Annotated in this window: 10 protein-coding genes; 5 read left to right on the top strand and 5 right to left on the bottom strand. The window is 66.9% G+C overall.

Annotated features, from left to right (window positions below; genetic code table 11):
- Positions 1 to 283 precede the first annotated feature (283 nt).
- Entirely contained in the window at positions 284 to 1,186 is a 903-nt protein-coding gene (locus tag ACFYOW_RS04090) for a S1C family serine protease (protein WP_387285995.1), read from the top strand.
- A gap of 223 nt (positions 1,187 to 1,409) precedes the next feature.
- Here the strand turns inward: ACFYOW_RS04090 and ACFYOW_RS04085 are convergent, their stop codons facing one another.
- Positions 1,410 to 2,093 carry a TVP38/TMEM64 family protein gene (locus ACFYOW_RS04085; protein WP_387284327.1) on the bottom strand — a complete coding sequence of 228 codons (684 nt, stop codon included), beginning with the start codon at positions 2,091 to 2,093 and terminating at the stop codon, positions 1,410 to 1,412.
- Between the two features lie 175 nt (positions 2,094 to 2,268).
- Between ACFYOW_RS04085 and ACFYOW_RS04080 the strand changes: the two genes are divergently transcribed.
- From ACFYOW_RS04080 to meaB, 3 genes are read left to right on the top strand one after another with little or no spacing between them, the layout of a single operon-like run.
- A complete protein-coding gene (locus tag ACFYOW_RS04080; protein ID WP_387284325.1) occupies positions 2,269 to 4,116 on the top strand; it encodes a methylmalonyl-CoA mutase family protein in 1,848 nt (615 codons plus the stop codon).
- Complete coding sequence (gene scpA / locus ACFYOW_RS04075) at positions 4,116 to 6,416, top strand: methylmalonyl-CoA mutase (protein WP_387284323.1); 2,301 nt, start codon at positions 4,116 to 4,118, stop codon at positions 6,414 to 6,416. Before ACFYOW_RS04080 ends, scpA begins: the two co-directional genes overlap by 1 nt.
- A complete protein-coding gene (meaB, locus tag ACFYOW_RS04070; RefSeq protein WP_387284321.1) occupies positions 6,413 to 7,456 on the top strand; it encodes a methylmalonyl Co-A mutase-associated GTPase MeaB in 1,044 nt (347 codons plus the stop codon). Before scpA ends, meaB begins: the two co-directional genes overlap by 4 nt.
- A gap of 72 nt (positions 7,457 to 7,528) precedes the next feature.
- Here meaB and ACFYOW_RS04065 read toward each other — a convergent pair whose 3' ends face one another.
- From ACFYOW_RS04065 to ACFYOW_RS04055, 3 genes are read right to left on the bottom strand one after another with little or no spacing between them, the layout of a single operon-like run.
- Positions 7,529 to 8,416 carry an amidohydrolase family protein gene (locus ACFYOW_RS04065; RefSeq protein ID WP_387284319.1) on the bottom strand — a complete coding sequence of 296 codons (888 nt, stop codon included), beginning with the start codon at positions 8,414 to 8,416 and terminating at the stop codon, positions 7,529 to 7,531.
- Positions 8,413 to 9,441 (bottom strand): nucleoside hydrolase, encoded by a 1,029-nt coding sequence (locus tag ACFYOW_RS04060; RefSeq protein ID WP_387285994.1) that lies wholly within the window; start codon positions 9,439 to 9,441, stop codon positions 8,413 to 8,415. Before ACFYOW_RS04060 ends, ACFYOW_RS04065 begins: the two co-directional genes overlap by 4 nt.
- 49 nt (positions 9,442 to 9,490) lie before the next feature.
- Complete coding sequence (locus tag ACFYOW_RS04055) at positions 9,491 to 10,696, bottom strand: FAD-dependent monooxygenase (protein WP_387284317.1); 1,206 nt, start codon at positions 10,694 to 10,696, stop codon at positions 9,491 to 9,493.
- Positions 10,697 to 10,796: 100 nt separating this feature from the next.
- On the opposite strand from ACFYOW_RS04055, the gene ACFYOW_RS04050 reads away from it, so the two are divergent.
- Entirely contained in the window at positions 10,797 to 11,369 is a 573-nt protein-coding gene (locus tag ACFYOW_RS04050) for a TetR family transcriptional regulator (RefSeq protein WP_387284316.1), read from the top strand.
- Positions 11,370 to 11,390: 21 nt separating this feature from the next.
- On the opposite strand, the gene ACFYOW_RS04045 is transcribed toward ACFYOW_RS04050, so the two are convergent.
- Positions 11,391 to 12,737, bottom strand: coding sequence for a CoA transferase (locus ACFYOW_RS04045; protein ID WP_387284314.1), 1,347 nt, complete (start codon positions 12,735 to 12,737; stop codon positions 11,391 to 11,393).
- Between the last annotated feature and the right edge of the window lie 37 nt (positions 12,738 to 12,774).

Here is a 12,774-nt window from a genome sequence, read left to right as displayed (position 1 = left end):
GCTCCGTCGCACCCAATACCGTCTGAGACGGCTCGGGCAACAGTTGTGCGCGGACGCGCTGTCCAACGCTGGATCGGCGGCCGTTGGTGAACGTCGGATGAATCCGGTTGCGCCTGTGGCGAACACGCTGCACCGGACGATGTGGCGGAGGATGCTGGAGAGGGCGGCCTAGATATAGAGTGCGCGCCCGATGAGCAGGATGGTGGTCAGCGTGGACGACGAGTCGGTCCCGTTGTCGGGTCCGGAAGACATCACACGGCAACGGGATCTGGATGATTCGGCGATGGACGCGTACTCGCGGTCGGTCATCGCCGTCGCGGCGTCGGTCACACCGCATGTGGCGAGCGTGCGAACTCGGCGGGGGAGCGGATCCGCGGTGGTCTTCACCGACGACGGATTCCTGCTGACCAACGCGCATGTGGTCGGCTCGACGAGCAGCGGTGATGTGGTGTTCGCGGACGGTGTGGAATCACGCATCGACGTCGTCGGCATCGATCCACTCTCCGATCTCGCGGTGCTGCGCGCCCGCGCGGGTGCGCCGGGCGCGGTGGTGCTCGGCGATGCGGACAAGCTGGTGGTCGGCCAATTGGTGGTGGCGGTCGGGAGTCCGCTGGGGTTGGCGGGGTCGGTGACCGCGGGCGTGGTGAGCGCGCTGGGGCGCGCTGTCCCAGTCGCTTCCCGCCGGGCCGGTCGGGTGATCGAGGACGTGATTCAAACCGATGCGGCCCTGAATCCGGGCAATTCCGGTGGCGCACTTGCGGATTCATCGGGACGGGTGGTCGGTGTCAATACCGCGGTCGCGGGTGTCGGACTCGGCCTCGCCATCCCGATCAACGCCACCACGCGCCGCATCATCAGCACCCTGCTGAAAGACGGCCGGGTGCGCCGCGCCTACCTGGGCCTGGTCGGTGTTCCGGCTCCATTGCCCGCATCGGTCGCCGCCCGGACCGGCCAACATGCCGGTGTCCGCATCGTCGAAGTCGTCCGCGGCGGCCCCGCCGATCACGCGGGGCTGCGCCGCGGCGACCTCGTACTCAGCGTCGCCCGCTCGGAAGTGGCCGACGCCCAGGGCATCCAACGCCAACTCTTCGGCGACGCCATCGGGGTCTCGATGCCGGTGACGGTATTGCGCAACGGCGCGATGGTCGATGTCTTCGCCATCCCGATCGAGTTGACCGTGGATTAGCTCAGGTTGTCATCGGCCCCACGGTCGGATGACGTCGTCGGCTAGATCTTCGCGGGGGTCTTGATTCCAGTTGTCGTGGTTATTGCCGTTCGGCCCTGGTTCGACTGCGCGTACCGCCATCGTTCGTCACCTCCCTTCGAGCGGTCGTTGCTGTTGCGGGTTAGCCGTCCGCGCGCAACCGCAAACCGGAATCGATGCAAGGCGTGCATACACCACTCGGACGTCAGTCGGTCACGGTGACCGGGGCGGTGTCGAGATCCGGCGCATGGGTTTGCGACCAGCGCGCATCGACGAGCAAACCGATGACGCCGATGGCGATGAGCACCCCGGAGACTACGAGCATGCCGGGGTGGGTACGGCCGGTGAGCGCATCGCCGAGGATGACCGTGCCGATGGTCCCCGGAAGGATGCCGATGACGGTGGCGATCAGGTATGGCCAGAACCGGATCGAGGAGAGGGCGCAGCAGTAGTTGATCACCGAGAACGGTGCGAAGGCGATCAGGCGCAGCGAGCCGACAGCGAGCCAGCCGCGGCGTTCGAGACGTTCATCGATGGACCGGACCGCTGGATGGGTGAGGCGGGCGGCCACTCGATCGCGATCCAGCGCGCGGACGAGCAGAATCGCCAGTGCGGCGCTGACCGTGGTCGCCGAGGCGGCCAGGACGATGCCGAGCGCGGGGCCGAACAGGACGCCCGCGCTCACCGTCAGCACGGTCCGCGGGATCGGAGCCACCGTGACCAGCGCGTGGACCACGAAGAACAGCAGTGGGAAGATCGGGCCGACCGAGGTGGCCCAGTCCTGCATCTGCTGCGGTGTCGGTAGCGGGACCAGCATGGCCGCGATGAACAGCGCCGCGCCACCGACGAGCAGGGCCAGGATGCGTGGGTCACGGATGAGCCTGAGCACCGCGCAAGGTTACCCGTTGGTAGTGGCGGCCACGGTCAACCGGCTGTGCGGATGCCGCTAGCATCGAAGGAACGCCGACGAATGCTCGTTAACCGATGTGCTCGCTGAGCTGGGCGAATGCAACGGTTTCGGGCGCACGCGAGGGTGTGCGCCGAGGAGAAGAGGAACAGCAGCTATGCCGATTGCTTCAGAGCCGGTGCCCGATTACGCCGCATGGCGCAAGGGCGTGGCGGGGGTACTGGCGAAGGCCCGCAGGGTCGACGTCGCCGAACTTCCGGAGGAGCCAGAAAAGCTGCTCGAGGAACAGACCTACGACGGTCTGACCATCGCCCCGCTGTACACCCGCGGGGATGAGCGGGCCGAACTGCCGCTGCCGGGTGAATATCCGTTCGTCCGTGGCCGCGACGCCACCAGGGACGTGCATCGCGGCTGGTATGTCAGCGCCTTCATCGGCGCGGCCGATGGCGCCGCGGCGAATCGCGAGATCCTGGCCGCGCTGGAGAACGGGATCAGTGCACTGTGGCTCGGCGCGGGCGAGCGCGGTGTGCCGGTGGCCGAACTGCCCGCGGCGCTGTCGGGTCTGCTGTTCGAACTGGCACCGCTGACACTCGCCGCGGGTGACGCGGTTTCCGCAGCGGCACAACAGGTCTTCGCGCAGCTCGACGATTACCAGGTAGCGGACCGGACCGAAATTCGAGTCGCATTGGGTGCGGCCCCGCTCACCAGTCGCTTCGCCGGAACCGCCGATATCGAACTGGCGGAGGCCATCGCCCTGGCCGGTCAGGCGGTGCAGCGTCCGGAGACCGTGCGCGCTATCACGGTGGACGGCACCGTCTTTCACGATGCGGGCGCCTCGGACGCCCAGGAGCTCGGTGCGGCGGTGGCCGCGGGCCTGGCCTACCTGCGCGCACTCGCCGAAGCTGGTCAGGACATCGCGGATGCCTTCGAGCAGTTGGAGTTCCGCTTCGCCGCGACCGACGACCAGTTCGCCACCATCGCGAAGTTCCGTGCGGCCCGCCAGCTCTGGGCCCGCGTCGCGCATGTGTGCGGCGCACCCGCATTCGGTGACGCCCCGCAGCATGCGGTGACCTCCGCGGCGATGATGACCCAGCGCGACCCGTGGGTGAATATGCTGCGCACCACCCTCGCGGCCTTCGGCGCGGGAGTCGGTGGCGCGGACACGGTCACGGTGCTGCCCTTCGATTCGGCATTGCCGCCCGGCGAACTCGGCGTCTCGAAGTCGTTCGCCGACCGCATGGCTCGCAATACCCAGCTGCTGCTGCTCGAGGAGTCGCACCTGGGTCATGTGCAGGATCCGGGCGCCGGTTCCTGGTACGTCGAGGATCTCACCGCCGCACTCGCTGCCAAGGCATGGGAGTTCATGCAGGAGCTCGAGGCCGCGGGCGGTTACCAGGCCGCGCTGGACTCCGGCCTGCTCGCCGAGCGGATCGCCGCGACCCGGTCGGCCCGGGACGCCGATGTGGCACACCGCAAGACGGCGGTCACCGGTGTCAACGAATTCCCGAACCTGGCCGAGCAGCCGCTGTCGGAGGCCGCGCGCCGGCCCGGACAGGTGGTTCGCTACGGCGCCGCCTTCGAGGCGCTGCGCAACCGCTCGGATGCCTACCTCGCCGCCAAGGGTGCGCGACCGCGTGCGCTGCTGGTGCCGCTGGGAACGGTGGCCGAGCACAATGTGCGGGTCACCTTCATTGCGAACCTGCTGGCCTCGGGCGGTATCGAGTCGATCAACCCCGGTCCGCTGGAGGTGGCCGGAATCGGCACGGCGGCAACCGAATCCGGTGCCACGATCGCCGTATTATGTGGTTCGGACAAGCGTTACGCCGAGCAGGCTGGCCCGGCGGCCGAGCAGTTGCGGGCCGCCGGTATCGAGACGGTGCTGCTGGCCGGTGCGGAAAAGGCCGTCGCCGACCTCGGCGCCGCACAGCGCCCCGACGGTTATCTCGCGGCCCGCATCGATGCGGTGGCCGCACTGTCCGACCTGCTGGAGAAGGTGGGAGCCTGATGACATTGAGTCATATCGACAAGCCGGGCGAAATCGACGAGCCGGGCGGCATCGAGCACCGGATCGGGAGTTTCGCCGAGGTGCCGCTGTCCGAACGTCCGGCCGAGCCCGCCGACGTCGACTCCGCACAGGTCGACGCCTATGTGCGCGCCGCCGCCGAGGCGAACAACTACACCCCCGAACAGTTGGTGTGGTCGACGCCCGAAGGTATCGACGTGCCACCGGTTTTCACCAAGGCCGACCGCGATGCCATTGCGGCCGAAGGGTATCCGCTCGACAGCGTGCCCGGTATCGCGCCGTTCCTGCGCGGTCCGTACCCGACGATGTACGTCAACCAGCCGTGGACCATTCGCCAGTACGCGGGCTTCTCCACCGCCGCGGATTCGAATGCCTTCTACCGCCGCAATCTGCAGGCGGGCCAGAAGGGTCTGTCGGTCGCGTTCGACCTGGCCACCCACCGCGGCTACGACTCCGATCACCCGCGCGTCCAGGGGGATGTCGGGATGGCCGGTGTTGCCATCGATTCCATCCTCGACATGCGTCAGCTCTTCGACCACATTCCGCTGGATCAGGTCTCGGTGTCGATGACCATGAACGGCGCGGTGCTGCCGATCCTCGCGCTCTATGTGGTCGCGGCCGAGGAACAGGGCGTCGCACCGGAACAGCTGGCCGGAACCATTCAGAACGACATTCTGAAAGAGTTCATGGTCCGCAATACCTACATCTACCCGCCCAAGCCCTCGATGCGGATCATCTCCGACATCTTCGCCTATACCAGCGCGAAGATGCCGAAGTTCAACTCGATCTCCATCTCCGGCTACCACATCCAGGAGGCCGGAGCCACGGCCGATCTGGAACTGGCCTACACCCTCGCCGACGGTGTCGAGTACATTCGCGCGGGTATCGCCGCGGGCATGGAGGTCGACAAGTTCGCGCCGCGGCTGTCGTTCTTCTGGGCCATCGGCATGAACTTCTTCATGGAAGTCGCCAAACTCCGTGCGGGACGGCTGCTCTGGAGTGAACTGGTCGCGAAGTTCGAGCCCAAGAGCGCGAAATCGCTTTCGCTGCGGACGCATTCGCAGACCTCGGGTTGGTCGCTGACCGCGCAGGACGCCTACAACAATGTGGCGCGCACCTGCATCGAGGCGATGGCCGCGACCCAGGGCCACACCCAGTCGCTGCACACCAACGCCCTCGACGAGGCGCTGGCCCTGCCGACGGACTTCTCCGCGCGTATCGCCCGCAATACCCAGCTGCTGATTCAGCAGGAGTCCAACACCACCCGCCCGATCGACCCCTGGGGTGGTTCGTACTATGTGGAATGGCTCACCCACCAGCTGGCCAACCGCGCCCGCGCGCATATCGCCGAGGTCGAGGCGCACGGCGGTATGGCGCAGGCGATCGGCGAGGGCATCCCGAAGCTGCGCATCGAGGAGGCGGCAGCTCGCACGCAGGCCCGCATCGATACCGGTCAACAGCCCGTGATCGGCGTGAACAAGTACCAGGTCGAAGAGGACCAGCAGGTCGAGGTCCTCAAGGTCGAGAATTCGCGGGTGCGCGCCGAACAGATCGAGAAGCTGAACCGGCTTCGTGCCGAACGCGATTCGGCCGAGGTGGAACGGGCGCTGGGCGAATTGTCCCGTGCGGCGGCCTCTTCCGAGGGTGGCATGGAGAACAACCTGCTCGCGCTGGCCATCAACGCCGCGCGTGCGAAGGCCACCGTCGGTGAGATCTCCGATGCGCTGGAAAAGGTGTACGGCCGCCACCAGGCCGAGATTCGTACGCTCTCCGGTGTATACCGCGACGAGGCCGGGAAGGTGACAAATATCAGCAAGGCGATCGAACTCGTCGAGGAATTCGCCGAGGCGGAGGGACGGCGCCCGCGCATCCTGGTCGCCAAGATGGGCCAGGACGGGCACGACCGAGGTCAGAAGGTGATTGCCACGGCCTTCGCCGACCTCGGCTTCGACGTCGATGTGGGCCCGCTGTTCCAGACCCCGGAAGAGGTGGCGCAGCAGGCGGCCGATAACGACGTACACGTCGTCGGTGTGTCCTCGCTGGCGGCCGGCCACCTCACGCTGGTGCCCGCCCTGCGGCAGGCACTGGCCGATGTCGGGCGACCCGACATCATGGTCATCGTCGGCGGCGTCATCCCGCCAGGTGACTTCGAGGAGCTGTACGCGGCGGGTGCGGCCGCGATCTTCCCGCCCGGCACGGTGATCGCGGACGCCGCGATCGATCTGCTGAAGAAGTTGGCGGGCGAACTCGGTCACGAGATCGGCGGCGGCAGCGGCGAATGACTCCAGCATCGCGCAGCGATTCGAGCAGCGGTGGTGCTCGGGCGACGGGTGCGAAGCGCGTAATAGATGTCGACGCACTCGCGCAGTCGGTCCGCTCTCAGGAGCGGGCCGCCCTTGCCCGGGCCATCACCCTGGTCGAGTCGACCAGGGCCGATCATCGGGAGCTTGCGCAGCAACTGCTGCTGCAACTGACCCCGCCGACCGATACGGTCACCTCGAATCGTGTCGGCATCACCGGTGTCCCCGGCGTCGGCAAGTCGACGTTCATCGATGCGCTCGGTATGGATCTGATCGGCAAGGGGCATCGGGTCGCGGTGCTGGCCGTCGACCCGTCCTCGACCCGCACCGGCGGCTCCATCCTGGGTGACAAGACCCGCATGGCGCGACTGTCGTTGGAGCGCAACGCCTATATCCGTCCGTCGCCGACCGCGGGCACCCTCGGCGGCGTCGCCAAGGCGACCCGCGAGACCATCGTGGTGCTCGAGGCCGCGGGCTACGACGTGATCCTGGTGGAGACCGTCGGTGTCGGCCAGTCCGAGGTGACGGTCGCCAACATGGTCGATGTGTTCTGCTTTCTGACCTTGGCCCGCACCGGAGATCAGTTGCAGGGCATCAAGAAAGGTGTCCTGGAACTCGCCGACCTGGTCGCGGTGAACAAGGCCGACGGCAAATACGAGATCGAGGCGAAGGCCGCCGCCCGCGAATTGGCCGGGGCGCTGCGCCTCATCCATCCGCACGACGCGCTCTGGCGCCCGCCGGTGCTCACCATGAGCGGTCTGCAAGGCCATGGGCTGGACAAGTTCTGGGACACCGTCCTCGACCACCGCCGGTTGCTCACCGAGGCCGGTGAATTCGCCGAGAAGCGGCGCCGCCAACAGGTCGACTGGACATGGACCATGGTGCACGACCAACTGCTGCGCCGACTCGCGGAGAACCCGAACGTCAAAGCCATTCGCGCACAAGTGGAGAAGCAGGTGCGCGAGGGAACTTCGACCGCCGCACTGGCCGCCGAACAGCTTCTCGACGCCTTCGACAGTTGAGGTGGTGACGCCCCGCCGTCTCAGTGCCGCGGGGTTGTCGCTCAGTGCGTCGGACCGAGCAGGTGGACAGTATTACGCGATGTCGAAGAGCCGTGCGGCATTTCGGTAGCAGACCTGCCGCAGCCAGGAATCACCCAGGTCCAGGCGCTCCAGCGCACTGATCGAATGCCCGTAGGAGTAAGGGATATTCGGAAAGTCGCTACCGAACAGAATGCGGTCACGCAACGAGCGCAGCCTGCCGTGCTCGGCGGTCGGAAAGGGTGCGGTGGCCTCGGTGAAATCGGTCCACACCATCGTCGTGTCCAGGTGCACACCCAGGTATTCCTCTGCCAGATCCAGGAATTCGGAGTACTCGGGTGTGCCCATATGCGCGATGATCAGCCGTAGGCGCGGATAGCGTTGCAGCAGACCGGCAATGGGTTCCGGTCCGGTGTACTCGCCGGGCGCGGGTCCGGAGCCGCAGTGGATCAGCACCGGTATCCCGGCGTCCTCGATCATGCCCCACACCGGATTCAGCAGCGGATCACCCGGATGGAAATCACCGACCTGCACATGCACCTTGAACACCCGGGCGCCGCGCTCGATCGCCGCCTCCACATAACTGTCCGCGTAATGTTCGGGATAGAACGTCGCCGTGTGCAGGCAGTCCGGGGTGCGTTCGGCGAAATCGGCGGCCCATTCGTTGAGCCACGCCGCCATATCCGGCTTGTGCGGATACACCAGCGAGGTGAACGCGCGAACACCGAAGCCACGCAATGTCTTCAAACGGACCTGCTCATCATCGCGGTAGGCGATCGGCCACTCCCGGCCGACCAGCGGGCCGGCCGAATCGAAGTACGCCCACACCTTGGCCATGACCTGCTCCGGCATGAAATGCGTATGGACGTCGATGATTCCGGGCAGTTCCAGCCGGGTGCGGAAAGCGGTCAGGTAGAGATTGTCGTCGCTGTCACCGATCATCGAGCAGCCTCCTGCGGGTATACCGACCGTGCGAAGTCACCGACCCTGGTGGTCAATCGCTCGAAGAACACCTCGGGGTCGGTGCCGACCACGATGTCGGCGTTGGGTTCTCGGCCCCACATGCCCGCCCAGTCCGCCACCGTGGTGGCCCGGGTGATGGCGCCGACGAGTTCGACATCGACGGTGGCCGGTCGAGTTATGGCAAGCGCCGGATCCAGCGCGACGGCCGCCGCGAACGGATCGTGCATATGCGCGAGATAGCCCTGGTCGTAGAGTTTGTGGAAATCGAAGTAGAACCGGACCGCATCGGTGAAATAACGCACGATCGGATTACTCGTCGCCGACCTGACCTCCGGCGGATCGGTCTCCGAAACCAGCTCCACGGGCAGGCTCCCCGCGCGTTCGGCGAGCTGCGCCACATGCTTGGGCCGCATCTCGATGGTCTCGGTGATATCGAGCGCGCACACGATCGGCCGTCGATCTGCGGGGGCGGCGGAGAAGGCGTCGAAGACCTCCTTGGCCGCCTCCGGATCCACGTGCACATTCCATTCGTTGGTCGGCGTGGTGTTGCCTGGGTGATTGAAGGCTCCGCCCATGATCACCAGCCGCCGCAGCAGCAGCGGCAGCCGTGGTTCGAGGCGAAGGGCGAGCGCCAGATTCGTCAGCGGTCCCGTGCAGAGCCCGACGATCTCGCCGGGAGCCCCGCACACCAGTTCGACCCACATCTCGGCCGCCGACCGGGCCGAGATAGGCCGAGCCGATTGCGGCAGTTCCGCATATCCGACCCCCTGCGGCCCGTGCGTGTCCTCGGTGGTGCGCAGCGGGATCGCGAGCGGTTCCGCGGCACCCAGCGCGACCTCGATATCGGGTGCGCGGCACACATCCAGCCAGGCGAGATTGTTCGCCGCCACCTGCGGTGCGGGCACATTGCCCGCGGTGGCGGCGATTCCCACGATCTCGGCCTCCGGTGAGGCGAGCAGGTAGAGAAGCGCGAGTGAATCATCGATCCCGGTATCGACATCCATGACGATCTTCTGCCGCACCAGTCGAGCCTAGCGAGCGGACCCGGGCGGCTCAGTAGGTGGGCAGCACGTAGTCGTCGGTATTCGACATCATCCGCAGCATGACCGGGCGCATCACCCGCGAGGTCATCACCTTCATACTCGCGCGCGCCATCCGCGTGCCGAGGCGCGAGGTGGGCAGCATCATCTTGATGCCGCCACCGGGCAGCTCCTTGGCCTTGTCCAGGAACGGTTCGACGATTTCCTCGTAGCGGGTCAGTGCGGTCGCGAGATCATCTGGGGCGGCGGCGATTTCACCGGCCAAGACGTAGGCGCCGACAATGGCCATGGCGGTGCCCATACCGGTCATTGGGGAGCCGCAGAAGCCGGAGTCACCGAGCAGCGTGACCCGTCCGGTCGACAGCGACGGCATATCGACGCGCGCCAGCATGTCGAAATAGAAGTCCGGGGTGGTGCTCATCGCGTCGAGTATGGCCGGGGTCTCCCATCCGGCCTCGGCCAGCATGTCGTGGATGAGCCGCTGCTGCGCGGCGACATCGCGGCGCAGCGCCGGATCGGCCTCGGTGCGCAGGGTGATGATCGCCTTCGAGGTGGCCGGATCGGCATCCGGTCGAATCGCGACCGCGGCGCTGGGCACCGTATGCATCTTGAACCAGCCCGGCTCGGTTCCAGCAGGGGTCGGGATGGTGAAGAACGACATGTAGCCGCCGAGATAGGTGACGAACTGCTCCTCCGGTCCGAAGGCCAGTTGCCGGGTCGCCGAGTGCACACCGTCCGCGCCGACGACCAGATCGAAACGCTCGGTGCGCCCCGACGCGAAGTCGACCTCGACGCCGGTGTCGTCCTGGCGCAACGCCGCGATCCATTCGTCGTAGCGATAATCGAGTTCGCCCGCCGTGTCGGCCACTTCGGTGAGCAGTACCTGATTCAAATCGCCCCGGGTGATCTCGATTTCGGCCACCGGGCCCTTGCCGTCGAACATCTCCGCGGGCATCCGGGCGAACTCCTGGCCGTTTTCGTCGACGTAGGCCATGCCGCGCTCGTCGAGTTGGTACTTGCGGATGCCAGGCATGAGTCCCATCCGCTCGGCGACTTCGCGGCTCGGGCCGCGCAGGTCCACGGCCTGTCCGCCCGGGCGTGGCTTCGGAGCGCGCTCGACGACGGTGGTTCGGATGCCCGCCCGCAGCAATTGCAGTGCGAGTGCGTTGCCTGCGATGCCGCCGCCGCTGATGAGGATGTGCAGGGATTTGATGCTCATGATCGGGCCAATCTCTCGAACGAATGTGTCAGACATATGTCTAACCGAAGATGGCACGGATGTCTAGTACAAATGTCTTAGGCGTGTGTAAGCTGGGATCATGGGAAACCGAGAAGACCTATTGGCGGGAGCGCGTAAGGCCATCATCGAACGTGGCGTGGCGAAGACGACCGCACGCGATATCGCGGCGGCCGCGGGTGTCAGCCTGGCCGCGATCGGCTATCACTTCGGCTCGAAGGATCGGCTGATCACCGAGGCGCTCGCGGAGGCGCTCGGCAACGATATCGGTGATCGGATGGAAGCTTTGATCCGCGCGGGCGGCGGGCAGCCGCCGCTCGAGGCGTTCACGCAGATGTGGAACGCGATGCCGCAGGTCTTCGAGGATAACCGGGACGGCATGCTGGCCAGTCTGGAGAATCTGGTTCGCGTCGCGCGGACGCCGGAATCGCGGACGTTCATGGACGAAAGCCTCAACGGTGCATACGAGGACATCGGTCGAGCGGTCCGGGAATCCCGTCCTGACCTCGATGCGGACACCGCCCAGGCGATAGGTGAGCTGTACTTCGTGCTGACCCAGGGCCTCGGCATCCTGTGGACGATCACCCGCGGCGAGAACCTGCCCGACGGCGCGCGACTGGCCAAGGCGATCGCGGCCCTGGCCGGTGAGTCCTGAGCGCGTCGAACAGCGTGCGTGCTATCGGGTGTGCAGCGGCCACACCGGCCGGTCCGCGCCGTATCTCGGTGCGGGCCACGCGTAATCCGGATACTCGGCGAGCACCGGGGCTGCGGTGGTGACATTGCCGTGGGTGACCGCCGCCATCGGACTCGGCGGCGCGGCCTGCGGATGACGCGGGGCGCGTCCTGGCGCGTCGAGGAGCCAGGCTGCGGTGCGCGCCAACGCGACTCGGACATCGCGGCCGATACCGTCGTGTGCGCGGGCGACCAGCGCATCGATCACCCCGGCGGCGAGCAGATAGCCGGAGGCGTGGTCGAGTGCCTGTGCGGGCAGCGTCCCCGGTACCGCGGGTGCGCCCTCGACGATCGAAATACCGGCTGCGGCCTGCACGATGCTGTCGAAACCGCGCCGCCGACCCCACGGGCCGGATTCACCCCACGCCGATATCCGACCGTGGACGAGGCCGGGACGACGGGCGGCGGTGAGCCCGGCGTTTTCCAGTACGCCGGGTCGATATCCGGTGATCAGTACGTCGGCGGCGGCGAGCAGCTCGTTGATCAGCGGCAGGTGCCGGTGCAGATCCAGCAGCGTGGAGCGCTTGCCCTGGCAGGTGTCGTGATACTGCCATGGGATCTCGGGTAGGTGCGGCGGGTCGATCCGCAGCACCTCGGCGCCGAGCAGCGCCAGGGTTCTGGTCGCCACAGGTCCGGCGATCACCCGGGTCAGATCGAGTACCCGGACTCCGCGTAACGGCTGCAATGGCGATGCCCCGATCGGCAGGCCGAGTTCGCCACGGTCGATCCGGGTGTCGATCGCCACCAGCGGACCCGACGCGGCAGCCTCACCCTGTGGGCTGTCCGCCCACTCCTGCTCGCTACGCACCTGAACCGCAATGGCGCCGTGCGCGGCGGCACGCTCCTCGATATCGCGGGCCCGGCTCATCGCCATCTGCGCGACCGCGAGATCGACGGGGGCGTCGTCGGGCAGTCCGAGCGAGGCGAGCAATCGCGCGCGATGATGCGGATAGTTGGCGTGGGTGCGGACCCAGCCGTCGAAGGTGGGAAAGAATCCCGACAGATCGGCGAATACCTTGGCGGGCGCACCGCCGACGCGCAGCAGGCGTTCACTGGCAAAGGCGGCGGCGATCCGGACCGGATCCAGTCGGTGCAGCACCGGATTCAGGTGGTGTGCGTCGCGGATTCGGTTCGCCGCCGCCGTCACCGCGGCGACCGATCCGGCGGCCAGCGCCCAAACCGGCAGCGCCGCAGCCAAACAGCTGCCCGGATCGGCGGCAGGGACGGTGCCGGAGGCCGGTACACCGATTCCGGCCTCATAGTCGCGGACCAGCTGTTCGTGCGCAATCACAAGATCGAGAGTAGTTGTTGCGCCGCAGTAGTAGGGT

The organism is Nocardia sp. NPDC006982, from assembly GCF_042869435.1.
Classification (GTDB): domain Bacteria; phylum Actinomycetota; class Actinomycetes; order Mycobacteriales; family Mycobacteriaceae; genus Nocardia.
Note: the sequence above shows the minus strand (reverse complement) of the source record. Positions and strands in the feature narration are given on the sequence as shown.

Coding starts and splice junctions, on each gene's coding strand:
- ACFYOW_RS04090 (WP_387285995.1), top strand. CDS start 284: ATGGACGCGTACTCGCGGTCGGTCATCGCCGTCGCGGCGTCGGTCACA.
- ACFYOW_RS04080 (WP_387284325.1), top strand. CDS start 2,269: ATGCCGATTGCTTCAGAGCCGGTGCCCGATTACGCCGCATGGCGCAAG.
- scpA (WP_387284323.1), top strand. CDS start 4,116: ATGACATTGAGTCATATCGACAAGCCGGGCGAAATCGACGAGCCGGGC.
- meaB (WP_387284321.1), top strand. CDS start 6,413: ATGACTCCAGCATCGCGCAGCGATTCGAGCAGCGGTGGTGCTCGGGCG.
- ACFYOW_RS04065 (WP_387284319.1), bottom strand. CDS start 8,416: ATGATCGGTGACAGCGACGACAATCTCTACCTGACCGCTTTCCGCACC.
- ACFYOW_RS04060 (WP_387285994.1), bottom strand. CDS start 9,441: ATGGATGTCGATACCGGGATCGATGATTCACTCGCGCTTCTCTACCTG.
- ACFYOW_RS04055 (WP_387284317.1), bottom strand. CDS start 10,696: ATGAGCATCAAATCCCTGCACATCCTCATCAGCGGCGGCGGCATCGCA.
- ACFYOW_RS04050 (WP_387284316.1), top strand. CDS start 10,797: ATGGGAAACCGAGAAGACCTATTGGCGGGAGCGCGTAAGGCCATCATC.